Below are 17,539 nucleotides of genomic sequence, written 5' to 3' on the forward strand. Positions count from 1 at the left end.
CGATTGAAATGTCGGTCAGGATGGACCGGGAAGGGCAGCATGCCAAAGAAGATGTCCGGAAGGAGTCGCGCACTGCGCGGCTTTTTTGGGTTTATCGGAAAAAAATTGGGGTGGTGATGAACAAAACGGAGAAAACCTTAGTCCTTTCTTTTAAAAACACAAGAGAGGAAGAGACATCATGACAGGGACACAAATGGATTATGCCATCTTTAAATGGATCAATGACCTGGCGGGAAGTACGCCGTGGCTGGACGGAATCATGGGATTTTTATCGCAGGATGCCGAATATTTATTTTATTTGGGGATTATCGTGTATTGGTTCACGCGTAAAAGAGAAAATAGAAAAATGGTAGGAGAATCTCTCCTTTCCGCTTGCCTGGCTTTCGGGATCGGGAATATTTTAAGCCATTGGTTTTACCGGAACCGGCCCTTCGTGACCCATCACGTACACCTTCTTATCGATCATGCGGCCAACGCTTCCTTCCCGAGCGACCATTCCATCGGTGCTTTCGTAATCGCCACGTCCATCTGGTTATTCCGGAGAAAGGCCGGTTCCCTTTGGCTGCTGCTTGCCGCCTTCATCTCGTTCTCACGGATATGGAACGGTGTCCATTATCCGGCAGACGTCATCGCCGGTGCCATTCTGGGGATACTGTCGGCAGCAGCCGTTCACCGGTTGTTTATCCGCCATCCCATCGCAAGCCGAGCGATGAGCGCCGGCCTTCTGGTCTACGAAAGCATCGAGCAGCGAATCTACCCTAAACGCAATAAAGAGGCAGCATGAGACAGGCAAATGCCTTATTGTCGTTAACCTTCCTGCTGATCGGCGTTTTGGTCTATACTATTGTCTGCAGCTATCCCTTTTCTGCGTTCGAATCGATTGCCATGGCCGAGGGGGGCTCCGCTTTTCTCTGTGCGGGAGGATATTCCCTTCTAGTCTCTATCCCAGACCGCAACAATCCAGAATAAGGTACTGAGATACGCTCAGGCCCTCAATAAGGAGGAGCACCTTGACGTTTATAACCGCTTGGCTGGAGCAATACGGATATGGGATCCTCTTTATCGCCCTATTTCTGGAGATGCTGGCCTTACCGCTTCCGGGAGAAGTCCTTCTGAGCTACGCCGGACTGCTCGTGTTTCAAGGGAAATTGAGCTTGCCGCTTGCTATCCTCCTCGCTGGAGCAGGGGCATCGGCAGGGATGACGTTGTCTTATTGGATTGGCTTTCGCCTGGGCAAGCCCTTCTTTGAGAAATACGGGGCCAGGTTCCATATGGGACCGGACAAGCTCGATAAGGTCTCTCACTGGTTTCAAAAATACGGAAATGTAAGTTTGATGGTGGCCTACTTCATTCCCGGCGTTCGTCATATCACCGGATACTTCTCGGGCACGACACGGCTTTCCTTTCGCAAGTATGCCGCTTTCGCTTATTCAGGAGCCTTTTTGTGGGTCGGGGTATTCCTTACACTTGGAAAATTGCTTGGTCCGAAGTGGGAATTGTATCATCATACCATCAACCGCTATCTGCTGATCGGCGGAATTGGCACAGCCTTCATTCTTATTATGGTCTATTATTACCGGAACCGCCGGGAGGTGTGGCGAGCCAGAGCGACCCTTCTTCTGGAAAAAGGGCTTACCCGCTTCCATACAGCGGGAAACGTCCGCTTTCTACTGATTTCCGCTTTCGCCGTTCTGGTGGGGTTTCTTTCGTTAGCCATCGGAATGATTCAGGATTTCCTGGCTCAGGAATTCTCCATGTTTGATGAAATCACGACGTTCCTGATCGGCGAGTTGTTCTCTTCCGGCTGGTCCGTGTGGATGAACCGGTTTGCCATGCTCGGCACTTACTATTTTTGGGGACCTGTGATCCTGGTTACGGCTCTATGGATTCTGCTAAAAGGAAAGGAACGGAGACTCGAGCTCTCCTTTCTTGGCTTGGTCGTACTGGGCGGGGAGGCCCTGGATGAGGGACTGCGCTATTTGTTCCACCGGACCGGTCCTCTTCCGTCCGGATTACGGGATCCCTATACCTTTCCGAGCGAGCAAAGCCTTCTTTCCCTTATTGTGGTGGGGATAGCTGTCTACTTAGGGGTTCGGCATTACGGAGGGGTCAAGCTTCGCATGGCCGGTGTTCTGTCGGTCATTCTTATAAGTCTGCTTGTCGGAATCAGCCGGATCTACTTCGGGATTCAATATCCGAGCGATGTCGCGGCAGGCTTTGCTTTTGGCGGAGTCTGGCTCAGCTTGAATGTTGTTCTGCTGGAGATTTTCCGGCTGCTGTCGGAGAGAAGCCGGCAAGCATAAGGCGGTGGCGGCAGGGAGATGAACTTGTGTGGATGAAGAACTTCACCGTTTAATCGGAGAGGCGAGAAGAGGAGGAAAGGACGCCTTTGCCCGCCTGGTCACTCTCTATAAAGACCGGGTATACCGCCATGCTTACGGGATGCTCGGAGACCGGATGGAAGCCGAGGATATGGCGCAGGAGGCCTTTCTTAAAGCGTATTACGCCCTTCCCGGTCTGGAAAGCGAGTATGCGTTCTCCTCTTGGCTGATGAGGATTGCGACCAATCTGTGCAAGGACCGTCTCTTGAAGAGGGACAAATTACGCAGGGTGGAAGGCGGCCCCTATGAAGAGGCGGCTTCGGAAGGAAATCGGGATCAGGAAACTCCCTTATATATTCGCGAAGCTCTGGGGAGGCTTTCGGTCGAGCACCGGGAAGTGATCCTTCTTCATGACCTGCAGGGCTATCGGTACGAAGAAATAGCCGTTCTTCTGGAGATTCCCGTCGGAACGGTAAAATCGCGGCTGCATGCGGCAAGGGTTTCCTTAAGAAAGGAAATGAGAGAGGGGGAAGAAGAATGAAGACTCATCCGGAAGACCAATTGACCGCGTATATTGACAAGGAGCTCGGTGAGGAAGAGCGCGGGGCGGTCGAGAATCATTTGAAGGAATGCCCGGCCTGCCGCACCTTGGTGGAAGAGATTCTCGACATGCAGCAGCAGCTTGTCACTTCGTATTCGGGAGTGGGAGCGCCGCGGAATATAGAATGGCAGGTTATGCAGGCAATCGACGGCCAGGGGGAAGCTTCGTCGATCGGCTGGAAAGGGCTTACGGTGTCTCTGGCGGGGCTTCTGGCGCTTTTGGCCTGGGTTATCGCGGGATCTCCTTGGATGACCATTCTTCTGATTATGGCAAAATCGGCGGGGGTGCTTGCTTACGGCATCCTTGGATCGCTCGCCGCCATTCCCGCCCTGACGGCCTCCATGGCGGTTCTGTGCCTTATTATCCTGCTCCTGTCCGTTTACTTCCTCCGGCGTTTGCTCCGGACGGCTGCCCTACAAGGAGGAGGAACCTCATGAGAAAACGAATGCCTCTTGTTCTGCTGTTCTTTCTAATGGTACTGCTGGTTCCCCAGCCGGCCTTGGCCAGAACCCTCCTGGAGCATCAAAGCATCACCGTACCGGAGAATGAGACGGTGGATGATGTGTTGGTGGTTGGAGGGGATGCCGGCATCCGGGGAACGGTAAAGGGCTCCGTTGTGGTCTTGAACGGCAGCGCCCGGCTTTCTTCTACCGCTCAGATCGAGGGGATGGTTCTGGTGATAGGCGGAAAGCTGGTCCAGGACCCGGGTGCCCGCGTAGCCGACGATGTCATCCAAGTGGCGTTCGACGATGCCACGCGAAGCAGCCTTCTTGTGGGCGGGGGACTGGCCCTTGGAATATGGATCCTTCAGCTGGGGGGGAGTCTGGTCCTGATGCTTGTTCCCATTCTCCTGACCTTGCTTGGAAAGCAGCGGCTGCAAGCATTCGTCGAAACCCATAAGAGAAGCTCTCCGGGGCGAATGCTCTCCACCGGTTTGCTTACCGGGCTAATTCTTGGAACAGCCTCCTTGCTTCTTCTGCTGACGGTAGTGGGAATTCCGTTTATTCTGGTTCTCGGTATTTATCCTCTGGTATCATTTGCCTTAGGTTTTACCGTGCTCAGCCATTGGCTCGGGGAACAAATCCGGGCCGCTTCCTACCAGAGCAGTTGGATTAGGGCGGCCGCAGGGGCTTTGATCCTGACTTCTGCCTTAAATCTGCCTCTGCTTGGCGGAATTCTGCTGGTAGGAATCCTTTTATTCTCCCTGGGAATCACAACGGTTTGGATCCTGTCACACCGAAAATAACGGATAATCAAGGACCAATGGAGGATCGGACGGAGAAATCGGTCGGGTCCATTTTTGCTGCTTGACATAGGGTAGGGGGGTATTGTATTATGAATTTGTAAAGAAAAATAAGCCATTTTAAGTACAAAACCATTTTTAACAGGAGGGAATTCTTATGACAAAGGTAGTGTTGAACGTCAAAGGCATGAGCTGCGGGCATTGCGTAAATTCGGTGGAAGGTGCCGTAAAGAACCTTGGAGCTGCAGCCAAGGTAGACCTGGCAGCAGGCTCGGTAGCCGTTGAATTCGATGAGAATGCCGTGACCTTGGAAACCATTAAAGAAGCGATCGAAGATCAAGGCTACGACGTGGTATCGTAAGGTATCGTAAGACAAGGATTCTTGCAAAAGAAGGTGAGAGCAATGAGCGAGGCTTCCGCAGCAACCGGCCGGCAGGCGGTTCTTCCCATCACGGGGATGACCTGCGCGGCCTGTGCTAACCGGATCGAGAAGGGATTGAACAAGCTTAACGGCGTTTCCTCCGCGAATGTGAATTTTGCGCTGGAGCAGGCATCGGTCCAATTCGACCCTTCCCAAGTGAAGCTGTCCCAGGTGGAGCAGAAGATCAAAGACTTGGGCTACGGCACCGTGAGGGAAGCGGCTGATTTTGATATTGTGGGCATGACCTGCGCCGCCTGCGCCACCCGAATTGAGAAAGGGCTCAACAAGCTGGAGGGAGTCGAGGCCAGCGTGAATTTGGCGCTGGAGACCGCTCACGTGGAGTATAACCCGTCGGTTGTTACGGCAGCCGATATGATCCGAAAAGTGGAGCAACTGGGGTATAAGGCCATCCCCAAAACCGAAGCCAAGCCGGACGGGGATCACCGCAAGAAAGAAATACGCCGTCAGCAGATCATGCTGATCCTATCGGCTCTTCTATCTCTGCCCCTGCTGTGGGCGATGGTCGGGCACTTCTCTTTTACTTCCTGGATCTGGGTCCCGGAGCTGTTCATGAAGCCGTGGTTCCAGTTCGCTTTGGCCACACCGGTGCAATTTCTAATCGGGGCCCGGTTCTACATCGGGGCTTACAAGGCACTGCGTAACGGAAGTGCCAACATGGATGTGCTGGTCGCACTGGGGACATCGGCCGCGTATTTTTACAGCCTCTATGTCACCATCCGGGGAATCCCGGAGGCTCTGTATTATGAGACCGGAGCCGTCTTAATCACTCTGATTCTGCTAGGCAAGCTGTTCGAAGCGTTAGCCAAAGGGCGGTCCTCCGAGGCCATTAAGTCCTTGATGGGCCTGCAAGCGAAGACGGCCACCGTTATTCGCGAGGGACAGGAAAGGAATATTCCGGTGGAAGAGGTCGTGGTTGGCGATCTCTTCCTGGTGAAGCCGGGGGAGAAGATCCCGGTCGATGGTGTGGTGATGGAAGGCGTGTCGGCGGTCGACGAATCGATGCTGACAGGCGAAAGCATTCCCGTCGAGAAACGGGCCGGTGAACCGGTGATCGGAGCCACCCTGAACAAGAACGGCGTCCTTCAGGTCAAGGCGACCAAGGTCGGCAAAGAAACCGCGCTGTCCCAAATCATCAAAGTTGTGGAAGAAGCCCAAGGCTCCAAAGCTCCTATCCAGCGGGTGGCGGATGTGATCTCGGGGATCTTCGTCCCGATCGTAGTGGGCATTGCAGTCCTTACCTTTCTGATCTGGTATTTTGCCGTTGAACCGGGTGAGGTGGCAGCCGCCCTGGAGAAAGCGATCGCCGTTCTCGTCATTGCCTGCCCGTGCGCTTTGGGCTTGGCTACCCCAACGTCCATCATGGCGGGATCCGGACGGGCGGCGGAGCTTGGCATTTTATTTAAGGGTGGAGAGCACCTGGAGAATACCCACCGGGTCGACACCGTCGTACTGGATAAAACGGGGACGGTCACCAAAGGCAAGCCCGAGCTGACCGATGTCAGGACGGAGCCGGACTACAGCGAAGCCGAGCTGTTGGCTTGGGTCGCCGCGGCGGAGAAAAACTCCGAGCATCCGCTTGCGGAGGCTATCGTGGGGGGTGCTCGCATCAAAGGAATAGAGCTGCCGCCAACCGATTCCTTCCAGGCGATTCCCGGTTACGGCATCATGGCCGTTGTCGAAGGCAGAGGCATCTTGATCGGAACCAAGAAGCTCATGGCGCAATACAGCGTCAAGGCCGAGAAGGCGTTCGAAGCCATGGGCGAGCTGGAAGCCCAAGGGAAAACGGCCATGCTGATCGCCGTCGACGGCCGGTATGCGGGAATGGTAGCCGTAGCGGATACGATTAAAGAAACCTCTGCCGCTGCGGTGGAACGCATGAAAGCGCTAGGGCTAGAAGTGGTCATGATCACCGGCGACAACGAACGCACGGCCCGGGCCATTGCCGGCCAAGTCGGTATCGATCATGTGCTGGCGGAAGTGCTGCCGGACGGGAAAGCGAACGAGGTCAAGAAGCTGCAGGAGTCGGGAAAAACCGTCGCGATGGTTGGAGACGGGATCAACGACGCCCCGGCCTTAGCCACGGCCGATATCGGAATGGCCATCGGGACGGGGACGGATGTGGCGATGGAAGCCGCCGATGTTACGTTGATGCGGGGGGACTTGACCAGCATTCCGGACGCCATCTCGATGAGCAAGAAGACGATGCGGAACATCAAACAGAATTTGTTCTGGGCTCTTGCTTATAATGTGATCGGCATTCCGGTAGCCGCACTGGGCTACCTGGAACCGTGGCTGGCGGGAGCCGCCATGGCCCTCAGCTCGGTTTCCGTTGTGCTCAATGCCCTCCGACTACAGAATGTGGATCGAAAGCCAGAGGAGAGAACCAAGCCGATGAATGGAAAGCTGCAGTTTATTTTGGTGGTCTTATTGGCCGCGATGTCCTTCTTCGCCGGTTATGGCTTCGGTAGACAAGACCGGGAATCGGCACCGGCTGCCGAACAAGGGGCCGCCGGCAATCCGGAATCTTCCGCCCATGGACACGGCGGAGCGAATGCGCAAGAAAGCTCCAATGAGAAAGCCAGCCTGGTCACCAAAGCGGAGTGGAAGACGGACCATGCGCAAGCCGGTGAAGACACTACCATTCGAATCCAAATTAAAGATAAGGACGGGAACCCGGTCGACAAGTTCGACATCGAGCATGAGAAGCTTCTGCACCTGATTGTCGTCAGCAAGGACATGTCCTACTTTAATCACATCCATCCGGAGTACAAAGGGAAGGGCGAATTTGTCATCACGAATTCCTTCCCGTCCGGCGGAGAGTACAAAGTGATTGCCGATTATGTCCCCACCGGGGGAACCAAAACGACCCAGATGGAATGGATCACCGTTGAAGGAACAAGCAAGGCACCGGTTGCTTTACAGCCTGACCCGTCCCATTCCAAGGTCGTGGACGGGGTGGAGGTCGAGCTTACAAACAATCACCCCGAAGCGGGCAAGGAATTCGCCTTGAATTTCAAGCTTACGGATGCCGCAACCAAACAGCCCATCACCGACTTGGAGCCTTACTTGGGCGCAGTGGGGCATGTCGTGATCCTAAGCCAGGATACGGAGCAGTATCTGCACGTTCATCCCGTCGAGGAGAAGGCCAAAGGGCCGGATGCCCAATTCGTCACCAGCTTCCCGGATAAAGGCATTTATAAAATCTGGGGTCAATTTCAGCGAAACGGCAAAGTCTTCACCGTTCCGTTCGTCGTCGAAGTGAAATAACAAAATGAAAAAGAGGGTGTCCCTTAGCCATTGTCATGGCTTTTGGGACACCCTTTTTTGTGTTGGGGCGGAGGCAATAACTTTACTTACAACCCACCAAGCTCGGGGACCGTTGGCTTACCAATCATTCCCTCTTCATACTCGTTAGCAAGCACGGTTACCGAATAATCGCCTTGCGGGGTACGAATCGTTACAGGGTCGCCGCATTTGGCGAGCAGAAGCCCTCTTCCCAAGGGGGACAGGCAGGAGATGCGATTCTCCTCCATGCCCAGCTCATCAGGCAGCACGATCTTATAGATCTCCGAAGTCGACTCTCCCTCAAACTGAAGCACCACCGTGGAGCCGATCAGAATCCTCGACTGCAGAAGATCCTCCTCGAAGCCGGCAACCAGCTTCTCGATCCGCTTTTCATATTCCAGCAGCAGCGACCTAAGATCCTTCTTCTCTCCGTGAGTATAGGTGGCAAGGGGATCGATCAAGATATGCCGGTTCTCATCAAAATAGACCAGCTGCCGGATAAGAGCTTCTTTAAAGGCCGGGGTCAGCAGACTATGGCTCATAGTAGATTTCACCCACTCTACCTGACAATCGGTTTGGCCGCACTTCGATAAATCGGAAAACCATACCGCAATCCTCCTCTATGGAAAAATAGACCCTTACCAGGGTCTTGAGTGTAGCATAGCACAACGGCGGGAATTGTCTACCAAGAAAATGGAAAAGTGGGGGGCTGCTTTACTTTGACATTTCCAGGCCATCGTGATATGGTGGGGCCAACAGGCATTCCGTCTTGAAAGACGGGGTGCCTCGGTCTATTTATAGGGGGATTTTACATTAAAAGGGATCAAGGGAAGGAGGGAAAATGGCATTGAAGAAGAGGTACGATTCGGAAAAAACGTATGATTCCTTGTTTCGTTGGCTTTCTGTTCTGTCCACCGCTGTCATCGTGATAGGAGCTCTTCTGTACACCCTGTACTACGGGTTGGCCGCATTCTAAAAAAACCAATAAGGGAGAGATGACTATGAGAACCAATACGAATCCGTTCTATTCTTATCTTTGCTTCTCGGAGCCTTAGTGCTCCTTATATCCACCCCTGTCCCCGGACCACAGAAAGCCATTGCTCCGCCATCAGATGGTGGCCGGCCGCCGTCGGATGAACGCCGTCCCAGACCCAGTACTCAGCCGGGGCCCTTCCGCAGGCTTCATCGAACGTTTCTTGGAAGGGGACGAAAAGGGCGCCAAACCGGTCCGCAAGCTCGCGAACGGTTTGCTGATAAGAAGCCATAAGGCTTCGCCATTCCTCCCAGCAGTCAACGGTGGCATCCGTCTTGACGAGGAACGGCTCACAGAGTACAAGGGACGTGTGAGGAAGAACCTCTTTCGTTTCCTCGAGAAGCACCCGGTAGGCTCGTTCGAACCGGTCGGTTGCGCCGCCCGGCTCGCCTCTTAGGATCCGCGCGGCATCATTGACGCCGATCAGGATGCTGAGCAGGTCGGGTTTGAGGCTGATGGCGTCTTCGTTCCAGCGGGCATACAAATCGGAAACCCGGTTGCCGCTAATTCCTCTGTTCACGAACAAGGGGGTCTCTTCCGCCAGCTCGCAGCCAAGCCTGGAGGCCAGAAGAAAGACATAGCCGTGCCCGAGAATATGGTTAAGGTCCTGGCTGCGTCCGCGGTTGCCGTCCGTTATGGAATCACCCTGGAACAAGACGACCTGATTCTTCTTTATCATTCTCTTTTTCCTCCCTTGTCTTATGAGATCCTTACTTTTTTCACCTCAGTGTAGCACTATTTCCTGGAACTGGAATGGTTTCAAGGTCAGGAGGAGCCGACTGGGGAAGGTCGTTCCCCCGATAATCAGGCCAGCCAGAGTCTTCTGGTTGGCGTTTTTTTATGGGAAAATGGAAGGGCGGGCAAAAAAGATCATTTGTTTGCAAACGGTTACTTTTAAAATATAGTAAAGATTCTACGAAATCGGGTAAATTCCACCTTTTTTATGCCCGAGCGTAGGGATGTGGCCTGCTTTCGTACAATTTTAACCTTACCGATTCCCGAAGAGGCATGGTACCTTTAAACCCGTAGCGCTGCAGGCGCTAGTTTCCGAATTATCGAAGCCGAGTACACAAAAAAAGGGAGGATAACAACCAAATGACCCATTCGAGCAGGAAGCAGCCTTTCAAAAGAACCTGGGGTCCCCTTCTGCTGGCCATGACCATGATGGTCTCCATCGTGGGATGCAGCGGCGGGACGAAGTCCGCGAGCAGTTCGCCATCCGCTTCTCCATCTACCTCGTCTTCCGCCAAGCCGGGGGAGCTCAACAAGGATGAAAAAGCGGAATTGACCTTGTGGGCGACGCCGAGCGGTACGCTGCCCGGGCAGCAGGCGGGGGATTGGATCAAGAGCGATTTGATCAAAGAATGGAACAAGGAATACCCGAACGTGAAGGTTAATGTGGAAATTGTTCCTTTCGAGGGGATCAACGAGAAGGTAACGACGGCAATTGCTTCCAAAACCACGCCGGATATCCTGCTTGATTATCCGGGCCGGACGCTGGCTTACGGCCAAATGGGAGCCTTGGCCCCCCTGGATGACGTTATTCCTCCCGCCGACTTGGAGAAAATCAAGAAGAATCCCGACGTGATGAAGATGGTATCGGTGAAAGGCAATATCGTCACCATGCCTTATTCCACCACTTTGGTTGCCTTGATCCTGAACAAATCCCTGTGGAAAGAGGCGGGAGCGGAGAATCTGCTGCCGAAGGATGAATTCCGGACATGGACGCCGGAGGAGTTCAAGGCTGCCCTCAAGGCGGTGGCCAACAAGGATAAAGGGGTCTACGGACTGACGGCGTTTGCCCTCAACGAGCAGGGAGACCAGCTGTATTACAACACGATGACGGCCTTCGGCGCCAAATTGTATAACGACGATTATACGAAATACACGGCGGCGGATTCACCGGAAGCCGAGCAGGCCTTGGCCTTTTTCCAGTCGCTGTTGGATGAAGGCCTGATTACTCCTCACCCGGAAACCATTTCGTCGGTAAATGCTCTCGATTACTACAAGCAGAAGAAGAACGGCATGGTGGTAGGGGCGGCCGCCCACGCGGAAATCGTAAAGAGCGGACTCAAGGATGGAAGCGTAGTGGGACCGCATGAGTATATGTATGTTAACTATCCGTCTCCCAAGAAAGGGCAGTCCGCGCTGAAGATGGAGACCGGCTTCGGGGTCGTGTTCAAGAAGAACGATGCGCAGAAGGAAAAATGGGCGAAGCGCTTCCTCTATTGGATGCAGGTTGAGAATCCGCTCTACTCCAATGCTCTAAAGACCTTCAACCCATTCGGAAAGGCACCGGCCTGGACCGAGGGAGATCCAGAGCTACAATTCCTGGCTAAGCTGTCCACCAAGGCCAAAGATTGGCCGATCGTCGATCCGGGCTTTGGGATTAAGGGCTATCCCGAGATGAGGGCCGCCATGTTCCCGGAAATGCAAAAAATGTTTATCAAGTACGCCACTCCGAAGCAGACGATCGACAACATCTCGAAAAAGTTCAACGATGTCATTAAGAAATACAACAAATAAGGAGAACGCGGCGGGTTATGGGCCAGCCCATGACCCGTCCATTCCCGAAAGGAGAACAAGGATGAGTTCCAAAAAGTTAGGGCGCTTGCAGCTTCAAAGGGAACTAAACGGATGGCTTTTTGTGCTTCCCATGCTTGTTTTCTTTATCGCTTTTGTCGTCTATCCGATCCTGTCTTCCATTAAATCCAGCTTGTACGGATTTGATTACACGGAGTACTACTGGGCGGGGCTGGACAATTACCGAACCATCCTCCAGGACGAACTGTTCCGAAAATCGGTTTCCAACACTCTGCTCTTTGTCGTCCTGCTGGTTCCGGCGGTCACGGTGCTTTCCCTCTTTTTGTCGGTTCTGATCAATACCCATTCGAACAAAATGCAGTCCTTTCTTAAAGCGACCTTCTATATTCCCGGCGTCACTTCCCTCGTCAGTTTGGCGATGGTTTGGGAGTATATCTATAACAATCAATTCGGACTTGCCAATTACGCGCTGAAAACCCTGGGAATGGCCCCCGTCAATTTTCTCGGGGCGGACTGGGCTTATTTCTCCCTGACTCTTATTCTGCTTACCACCTCGATCGGCAGCTCCATCGTCATTTTCACGGCAGCCTTGAACGGCATTCCGGCAGAGCTGTACGAATCCGCTTCCCTGGACGGGGCCAAGCCGGTCCGGACCTTTGTATCCATTACGCTGCCCATGCTGAAGCCGACGCTGCTCTACGTGGTCGTGACCAGCACGATAGGGGCTTTTCAGATCTTCGCCATCATCCTTCTGATGACCGGCGGAGGGCCGGCGTATAAGACGACTACCATCCTGATGCTTATCTACCGGGAAGCCTTTATTAATATGAATTTTGGAATAGCCAATGCAATGGGAATCGTGCTGTGCGTCATCATTTGTTTGATCGCGTTCCTCCAATTCAAAGTGTTGAAATCGGACGTGGAATACTAAGGAAAGGAGACGAAACGTATGTTGCTAAGGAAGATGCCTTTATATGCGGGAAATGCGATCCTGGGCGTATTCGTCCTTTTCTTCCTGTGGCCGTTCTATTGGATGCTCATCGGTTCCGTCAAGAACCTGAAGGTCGCCCTGCAGATCCCGCCGGAATGGTTTCCATTGAAGCCTACCTGGGAAAATTACACCACCCTGTTCCAAAAATTCCCTGTCGTTCATTGGCTTTACAACAGCTTGTTCATTTCCGTGGTCGCCACCCTTCTGGTCGTGGTGACCAGCTCGATGGCGGCTTATGCTTTTTCCAAAATATCTTTCAAAGGATCGAAGTGGTTGTTCGCCGCTATGGTGGCCTCCATGACGATTCCGCATACCGTGCTTCTGATTCCGCTGTTTCAAATGATGAACTCGCTGAATCTGATCAATACGCTCTGGGGCGTGCTGCTTCCGCTCGTCGGCTGGCCGTTCGGGGTGTTTCTCCTCAAGCAGTTCATGCAGACGCTCCCCGGAGAGCTGATTGAGGCAGCCAAGATCGACGGCTGCAGCGAATGGCAGACGTTCGTAAAAGTCATCCTGCCCTTGTCGAAGCCCGGTCTCGGCGTTCTGGCGATCTTCACGTTCGTCAATTCGTGGAACGATTTTGTCTGGCAGATGATCGTCTTGAAGGATATGCCCAACTTTACGCTTCCTGTCGGGGTCAAGGTGGCCCAGAAGGTATCGGAGCTCGAGATCAATTACGGTGTGGCGATGGCCGGAGCGCTTCTGGCTACGCTTCCCGTGCTGGCCCTGTTTCTGTATTTCCAGAAGTATTTTACGAAAGGCATTACCATGGGGGCTTTGAAGGGGTAGCCGCCCAGCCTTCCTTGGCATGATACCCTCGGGCAGAAAGGATCTTGATGTGATGACAGCTTTTCCTATTGCCGAACGGGAGCCTATCCGGCTCGCCATGCTGGGCATGGTGGATGGAAACGGCCATCCCTATTCCTGGAGCGCCATGTTTAACGGATATGATCCCGAGGAGATGGCAGCTTGTCCTTATCCGGCCATTCCCGCCTATCTGAATAAGGAGCCTAAGGGAACGCTGCAGATCAGCGGGGCGAGAGTTACCCATATTTGGACGGACGACCCGGAGGATGCGGTTCGTGTTTCGCGCGCTTCTCTTATTCCTCATGTGGTGGAAAGGCCGGAGGAAGTCATCGGTCAAGTCGACGCGGTTATTGTGGCGACGGATAAGGGGCACGAGCATGTCGCCCGCTGCCGGCCTTTTGTCGAGGCGGGCCTGCCGGTATTCGTCGATAAGCCGCTTGTGGATAAGGAAGAGGATCTGCAGACGTTCTCCCGCTGGGTGGCCGAAGGCCGGCCCATCCTCTCCTCGAGCTCGATGCGGTACTGCAAAGAGTACCTCCCGTATCAGCTGTCAACGAACAATCTTGGCTCTATCCGCTTCGCCACGATTACCACCCCGAAAAGCTGGGAGCGATACGGCATTCATGCACTGGAAGGGATCTACCCTATCCTTGGCCCGGGTTTCCTTTCGGCGCGGAATACTGGGAGCCAGGACCGAAATATCGTACATTTCAAGCATGCCAGCGGCGCGGATGTCGTAGTGGCGGCGGTCAGCGACATGTTCGGGTCGTTCGGCGTTCTGCAATTATGCGGAACGCAGGATCATGCCACGGTAGCCATCAAGGATTCCTTCTACTCGTTCAAGGCTCAGCTCCAGGCATTCGTGAATTATTTGCGGACCGGGAACCGCCCGTTTCCATTCTCGGAAACAACAGAGCTGATGAAGATGGTGATTGCGGGCATCCGCAGCCGGGAAGAGGGAGGCCGGGAAGTGAGGCTGGACGAAATCAGCGCGCTTTAGGCGGAAATAGGCTCGCATTCAAGGAGGAGAGCAGGGATGAAAGAAACGAAATGGGCGATGAGACCGAGCCGCGTGCTGGAGAAAATGCGCGGAGGCGGGGTGGCGCTCTGCACCAAGCTGAATCTGGGCGATTCCCGGGTGGCCGAAATGGCGGCCATGTCGGGCTTCGACTGTATCTGGACGGATATGGAGCATGTTCCGAACGATTGGTCCGCTGTCGAGAGGCAGATTCTGGCCGCCAAAGCGTATAACGTCGACATCGTCGTCCGGGTGGCCCGGGGGAGCTACAGCGATCTGGTCAAGCCGCTTGAGATGGATGCGACAGGCATCATGGTCCCCCATATCATGAGTTTGGCCGACGCCCAGTCGGTCGTGCGCCAAACCAAATTTCATCCGCTCGGCCGAAGGCCGGTCGACGGGGGCAACGCGGACGGTGCTTTTTGCAAGATCGATTTTCTGGATTATTTGCAGCAGGCCAACGAGCAGCGGTTCAATATTCTGCAGATCGAGGACCCCGAACCGATGGACGAATTGGAGGAGATTCTGGCCCTTCCCGGGCTGGATATGATCTTCTTCGGTCCCGGTGATTTCAGCCAAGGAATCGGAGCCCCGGGCCGGTTCGATCATCCCGCCCTTCTGGAAGCACGCAGACGCATTGCCGAGCGGGCCGCCGTTCACGGCAAATTCGCCGGAACCGTAGGCGGGACGGGCAATTGGGACGAACTGGTCGATCTCGGCTACAGCTTCATCAGCGTGGGAGCGGATGTCGTGGGGCTGGGCCAGTATTTCAGCCAATTGGTAGGCGATATTTCCCATAATAAGCAGAAGCGGCCGGGTGGCCTTTATGAAGGGCGGTAAACGATGAGTATCTGCAGCAGCTTCTCCTTGGAAGGCAAGGTAGCGCTTGTAACAGGCGGCTCCGGCAAGTACGGCCGCCAGATCACGAAGGCGTTGGTGGAAGCGGGGGCCCGAACGTATATCTCGAGCCGGCGAAGAGATCAACTCTCCGCTATAGAGAACGAGTTCCGTTCGGAGGGCTGCTCGATTCGCGCTCTCTATATGGAGCAGGAGGACGAAGCCTCCATTCTCGCCATGCGCGACGAAATCGTCTCCACCGAAGGACGCTTTGATATTCTGGTCAACAATGCGGTGGCCCGGACGATGTCCGGGTGGGACGATTCGGCGGAATCCTTCGCGAGAAGCATGACGGCCAATGCAACGGGCCTATTCCTGATTACGCGGGCCTTCGGCGATGTCATGGCGGAACAGGGGAGCGGGTCGATTATCAACATAGGCTCCATCCAAGGAATGATCGGCCCGGACGGCCAGCTGTATGAAGGGCTGGACTTCCATGGCTTTGTGCCCGATTACTTTTTTCATAAGGGCGGTATGATCAACTTTACCCGGTTTGCCGCGGCTTATTACGGTCCTCGTCAGGTGCGGTGCAACTGCATCAGTCCCGGCGGCTTCTGGACGGAGCGAACTCCGGAGGAATTCGTGAAACGGTACAGCGCCCGCACATTTCTGAACCGGATGGCAGGAGAATCCGATCTGATGGGAGCCGTTATCTTCCTGGCTTCCGATGCTTCCCTGTACATAACCGGAACGAACCTTCCGGTGGACGGCGGCTACACGGCGAAGTAAAAGAGGAGGCAAGCGGATGGAGCCATTCTTTTCATTGGACGACAAGGTCGTCATCCTCACAGGGGGAAGCGGGTTTCTCGGCACTCCCTTGACGGAAGCGATGGCGGCCTGCGGGGCAACCGTAGTGGTAGCCGATCGGGCCGAGTTTCGGGGGCAAACGGCGGATCCCGAACGCATTCAGTTTCGGGAATGCGACGTCTCGGACACCGAGTCAATCCGCCGGACCTTTCGGGCGGTCAAAGAACAATACGGCCATATTGACGTGCTGATCAACGCGGCCACCTACGGAGCCGGCTACGGCAAGCAGGGGACCGTGGATGCCATGTCGGACGAAGACTGGTTCAAGGGTATGGATGGAGCGGTCGGTACCGCCTTTCGCTGTATCCGTGAGGTGATTCCGTATCTTGAGGAGAATGGCGGCGGAAGCATCGTCAACTTCGCCTCGATGTATGGAATGGTTTCCCCCGATCCCCGCATCTACGGAGACAGCGGAGCGAACAATCCGGTCAATTACGGCGCAGGGAAAGCGGCGGTCATCCAGCTGACCAAATACTGTGCAGGGCATCTCAGCGCCAAGAAGATTCGGGTCAACTGCATTTCGCCCGGTCCGTTTCCGAATACGGCGGTCCAGCAGGATCCGGCGTTCCTTCGCCAGTTGAGCGAGAAAACAATGCTCGGGCGAACCGGAAGACCGGAGGAGCTAATCGGTCCTGTGCTTTTGCTGGCGTCTTCCGCCTCCAGCTTCATGACCGGGGCGAATCTCGTGGTGGACGGCGGCTGGACGGCCTGGTAACGGGTGCCGGCTTCCGAATCTTATGGCCTAGGAGGGAAAGAGATGAAATTAACCGAGGAGCAAATCGGATTTTACCTGGAAAACGGTTATTTAACCGGTCTGCCTCCCGTCTTCACGGGAGACAAATTAACCGAGCTGCAGCAAGGGTATAAGCGGATAACCGGCTTGCTGCAGGAAGACGAGAACCCGTCGGATATTATGCAATGGCACCGAACGAGCCGATGGCTTTACGATGTGGCCGTCGAGCCTCAGCTGCTCGACTACGTCGAAAGCTTGCTGGGCCCTAATTTCTATTTGTGGGGCAGTGAGTTTATCGTGAAGGCTCCACACTCACCGAAAATCGTCCCTTGGCACCAGGATGCGTACTATTGGCCGCTGTCCCCTCACCATACGGTAACCGTCTGGATAGCCTTATGGGACGTGGATGAAGAGAATGGCGCTATGCAGGTCATTCCGAAATCCCATAAAGCGGGCATCATCAAGCACCGGCTGGCCGGTGACGATTCCGTTCTTTCCTTCGAGCTGGAGCAGGGCCGCTTCAGCACCGAGGATGCCGTAACGCTGAGCATCCCGGCCGGCGGATGCTCCCTGCATGACGACGCGATTGTGCACGGCTCGACCGGCAATGGTTCGGATCGCTGGCGGGTGGGCTACATCCTGCGCTACTCGGCAACCGAAGTCCGCTGCGACCTGGAGCGCAACCCGGCCTTCTTAAGCTATCTGGTCCGGGGGGTAGACGAGTTCCGGCATAATCCGCAGGGTGTGGTTCCGGTAGAGCCGTTCGGCCGCCCGCCGTTTTCCAAGCGGATTCGCCAAACATCGGAGTAGGAGGGAC

Annotated in this window: 18 protein-coding genes and 1 pseudogene; 17 read left to right on the plus strand and 2 right to left on the minus strand. The window is 54.6% G+C overall.

Annotated features, from left to right (window positions below; all coding sequences use genetic code 11):
- Positions 1 to 8 precede the first annotated feature (8 nt).
- The 8 genes and pseudogenes from MJA45_RS09305 to MJA45_RS09340 form a co-directional block, all read left to right on the plus strand.
- Entirely contained in the window at positions 9 to 182 is a 174-nt protein-coding gene (locus tag MJA45_RS09305; RefSeq protein ID WP_315606982.1) for a hypothetical protein, read from the plus strand.
- Entirely contained in the window at positions 179 to 784 is a 606-nt protein-coding gene (locus MJA45_RS09310) for an undecaprenyl-diphosphatase (protein WP_315606983.1), read from the plus strand. Before MJA45_RS09305 ends, MJA45_RS09310 begins: the two co-directional genes overlap by 4 nt.
- A 226-nt stretch (positions 785 to 1,010) precedes the next feature.
- Positions 1,011 to 2,303 carry a VTT domain-containing protein gene (locus tag MJA45_RS09315; RefSeq protein ID WP_315606984.1) on the plus strand — a complete coding sequence of 431 codons (1,293 nt, stop codon included), beginning with the start codon at positions 1,011 to 1,013 and terminating at the stop codon, positions 2,301 to 2,303.
- A gap of 28 nt (positions 2,304 to 2,331) precedes the next feature.
- Positions 2,332 to 2,862 (plus strand): sigma-70 family RNA polymerase sigma factor, encoded by a 531-nt coding sequence (locus MJA45_RS09320; protein ID WP_315606985.1) that lies wholly within the window; start codon positions 2,332 to 2,334, stop codon positions 2,860 to 2,862.
- The gene (locus MJA45_RS09325; RefSeq protein ID WP_315606986.1) at positions 2,859 to 3,359 is read left to right on the plus strand and encodes an anti-sigma factor family protein; all 501 of its coding nucleotides are present in this window, start codon (positions 2,859 to 2,861) and stop codon (positions 3,357 to 3,359) included. The genes MJA45_RS09320 and MJA45_RS09325 overlap by 4 nt, the downstream gene beginning before the upstream one ends.
- Complete coding sequence (locus MJA45_RS09330) at positions 3,356 to 4,168, plus strand: bactofilin family protein (RefSeq protein ID WP_315606987.1); 813 nt, start codon at positions 3,356 to 3,358, stop codon at positions 4,166 to 4,168. The genes MJA45_RS09325 and MJA45_RS09330 overlap by 4 nt, the downstream gene beginning before the upstream one ends.
- Positions 4,169 to 4,322: 154 nt before the next feature.
- Positions 4,323 to 4,526 (plus strand): copper chaperone CopZ, encoded by a 204-nt coding sequence (gene copZ / locus MJA45_RS09335; RefSeq protein ID WP_315606988.1) that lies wholly within the window; start codon positions 4,323 to 4,325, stop codon positions 4,524 to 4,526.
- A 42-nt stretch (positions 4,527 to 4,568) separates the two neighbouring features.
- Positions 4,569 to 6,968 (plus strand): annotated as a pseudogene (locus tag MJA45_RS09340) (heavy metal translocating P-type ATPase); the annotation flags it as partial.
- A gap of 992 nt (positions 6,969 to 7,960) precedes the next feature.
- Here MJA45_RS09340 and MJA45_RS09345 read toward each other — a convergent pair.
- Positions 7,961 to 8,434 (minus strand): GreA/GreB family elongation factor, encoded by a 474-nt coding sequence (locus MJA45_RS09345; protein ID WP_315606989.1) that lies wholly within the window; start codon positions 8,432 to 8,434, stop codon positions 7,961 to 7,963.
- Between the two features lie 305 nt (positions 8,435 to 8,739).
- On the opposite strand from MJA45_RS09345, the gene MJA45_RS09350 reads away from it, so the two are divergent.
- A complete protein-coding gene (locus tag MJA45_RS09350; protein WP_315606990.1) occupies positions 8,740 to 8,868 on the plus strand; it encodes a hypothetical protein in 129 nt (42 codons plus the stop codon).
- 85 nt (positions 8,869 to 8,953) lie between these two features.
- On the opposite strand, the gene MJA45_RS09355 is transcribed toward MJA45_RS09350, so the two are convergent.
- On the minus strand, positions 8,954 to 9,604 hold the full coding sequence (locus MJA45_RS09355; RefSeq protein WP_315606991.1) for an SGNH/GDSL hydrolase family protein: 651 nt from the start codon (positions 9,602 to 9,604) through the stop codon (positions 8,954 to 8,956).
- A 416-nt stretch (positions 9,605 to 10,020) separates the two neighbouring features.
- On the opposite strand from MJA45_RS09355, the gene MJA45_RS09360 reads away from it, so the two are divergent.
- From MJA45_RS09360 to MJA45_RS09395, 8 genes are all read left to right on the plus strand, one after another.
- On the plus strand, positions 10,021 to 11,451 hold the full coding sequence (locus MJA45_RS09360; RefSeq protein WP_315606992.1) for an extracellular solute-binding protein: 1,431 nt from the start codon (positions 10,021 to 10,023) through the stop codon (positions 11,449 to 11,451).
- A 61-nt stretch (positions 11,452 to 11,512) separates the two neighbouring features.
- Complete coding sequence (locus MJA45_RS09365; protein ID WP_315606993.1) at positions 11,513 to 12,400, plus strand: carbohydrate ABC transporter permease; 888 nt, start codon at positions 11,513 to 11,515, stop codon at positions 12,398 to 12,400.
- An 18-nt stretch (positions 12,401 to 12,418) separates the two neighbouring features.
- Positions 12,419 to 13,249, plus strand: coding sequence for a carbohydrate ABC transporter permease (locus MJA45_RS09370; RefSeq protein WP_315606994.1), 831 nt, complete (start codon positions 12,419 to 12,421; stop codon positions 13,247 to 13,249).
- A gap of 52 nt (positions 13,250 to 13,301) precedes the next feature.
- On the plus strand, positions 13,302 to 14,267 hold the full coding sequence (locus MJA45_RS09375; protein WP_315606995.1) for a Gfo/Idh/MocA family oxidoreductase: 966 nt from the start codon (positions 13,302 to 13,304) through the stop codon (positions 14,265 to 14,267).
- Between the two features lie 36 nt (positions 14,268 to 14,303).
- Positions 14,304 to 15,125 carry an HpcH/HpaI aldolase family protein gene (locus tag MJA45_RS09380; RefSeq protein ID WP_315606996.1) on the plus strand — a complete coding sequence of 274 codons (822 nt, stop codon included), beginning with the start codon at positions 14,304 to 14,306 and terminating at the stop codon, positions 15,123 to 15,125.
- 3 nt (positions 15,126 to 15,128) lie between these two features.
- The gene (locus MJA45_RS09385) at positions 15,129 to 15,911 is read left to right on the plus strand and encodes an SDR family NAD(P)-dependent oxidoreductase (RefSeq protein WP_315606997.1); all 783 of its coding nucleotides are present in this window, start codon (positions 15,129 to 15,131) and stop codon (positions 15,909 to 15,911) included.
- Between the two features lie 16 nt (positions 15,912 to 15,927).
- Positions 15,928 to 16,704 carry an SDR family oxidoreductase gene (locus MJA45_RS09390; protein ID WP_315606998.1) on the plus strand — a complete coding sequence of 259 codons (777 nt, stop codon included), beginning with the start codon at positions 15,928 to 15,930 and terminating at the stop codon, positions 16,702 to 16,704.
- A 42-nt stretch (positions 16,705 to 16,746) separates the two neighbouring features.
- Positions 16,747 to 17,532, plus strand: coding sequence for a phytanoyl-CoA dioxygenase family protein (locus MJA45_RS09395; RefSeq protein WP_315606999.1), 786 nt, complete (start codon positions 16,747 to 16,749; stop codon positions 17,530 to 17,532).
- The last annotated feature ends 7 nt before the right edge of the window (positions 17,533 to 17,539 follow it).

The organism is Paenibacillus aurantius (assembly GCF_032268605.1).
Lineage (GTDB): Bacteria > Bacillota > Bacilli > Paenibacillales > NBRC-103111 > Paenibacillus_AO > Paenibacillus_AO aurantius.

What these genes read in the sequence shown, in the direction of transcription:
- MJA45_RS09305 (WP_315606982.1), top strand. Translation starts at nt 9, where the DNA reads ATGTCGGTCAGGATGGACCGGGAAGGGCAGCATGCCAAAGAAGATGTC.
- MJA45_RS09310 (WP_315606983.1), top strand. Translation starts at nt 179, where the DNA reads ATGACAGGGACACAAATGGATTATGCCATCTTTAAATGGATCAATGAC.
- MJA45_RS09325 (WP_315606986.1), top strand. Translation starts at nt 2,859, where the DNA reads ATGAAGACTCATCCGGAAGACCAATTGACCGCGTATATTGACAAGGAG.
- MJA45_RS09330 (WP_315606987.1), top strand. Translation starts at nt 3,356, where the DNA reads ATGAGAAAACGAATGCCTCTTGTTCTGCTGTTCTTTCTAATGGTACTG.
- copZ (WP_315606988.1), top strand. Translation starts at nt 4,323, where the DNA reads ATGACAAAGGTAGTGTTGAACGTCAAAGGCATGAGCTGCGGGCATTGC.
- MJA45_RS09345 (WP_315606989.1), bottom strand. Translation starts at nt 8,434, where the DNA reads ATGAGCCATAGTCTGCTGACCCCGGCCTTTAAAGAAGCTCTTATCCGG.
- MJA45_RS09355 (WP_315606991.1), bottom strand. Translation starts at nt 9,604, where the DNA reads ATGATAAAGAAGAATCAGGTCGTCTTGTTCCAGGGTGATTCCATAACG.
- MJA45_RS09360 (WP_315606992.1), top strand. Translation starts at nt 10,021, where the DNA reads ATGACCCATTCGAGCAGGAAGCAGCCTTTCAAAAGAACCTGGGGTCCC.
- MJA45_RS09365 (WP_315606993.1), top strand. Translation starts at nt 11,513, where the DNA reads ATGAGTTCCAAAAAGTTAGGGCGCTTGCAGCTTCAAAGGGAACTAAAC.
- MJA45_RS09370 (WP_315606994.1), top strand. Translation starts at nt 12,419, where the DNA reads ATGTTGCTAAGGAAGATGCCTTTATATGCGGGAAATGCGATCCTGGGC.
- MJA45_RS09375 (WP_315606995.1), top strand. Translation starts at nt 13,302, where the DNA reads ATGACAGCTTTTCCTATTGCCGAACGGGAGCCTATCCGGCTCGCCATG.
- MJA45_RS09380 (WP_315606996.1), top strand. Translation starts at nt 14,304, where the DNA reads ATGAAAGAAACGAAATGGGCGATGAGACCGAGCCGCGTGCTGGAGAAA.
- MJA45_RS09385 (WP_315606997.1), top strand. Translation starts at nt 15,129, where the DNA reads ATGAGTATCTGCAGCAGCTTCTCCTTGGAAGGCAAGGTAGCGCTTGTA.
- MJA45_RS09390 (WP_315606998.1), top strand. Translation starts at nt 15,928, where the DNA reads ATGGAGCCATTCTTTTCATTGGACGACAAGGTCGTCATCCTCACAGGG.
- MJA45_RS09395 (WP_315606999.1), top strand. Translation starts at nt 16,747, where the DNA reads ATGAAATTAACCGAGGAGCAAATCGGATTTTACCTGGAAAACGGTTAT.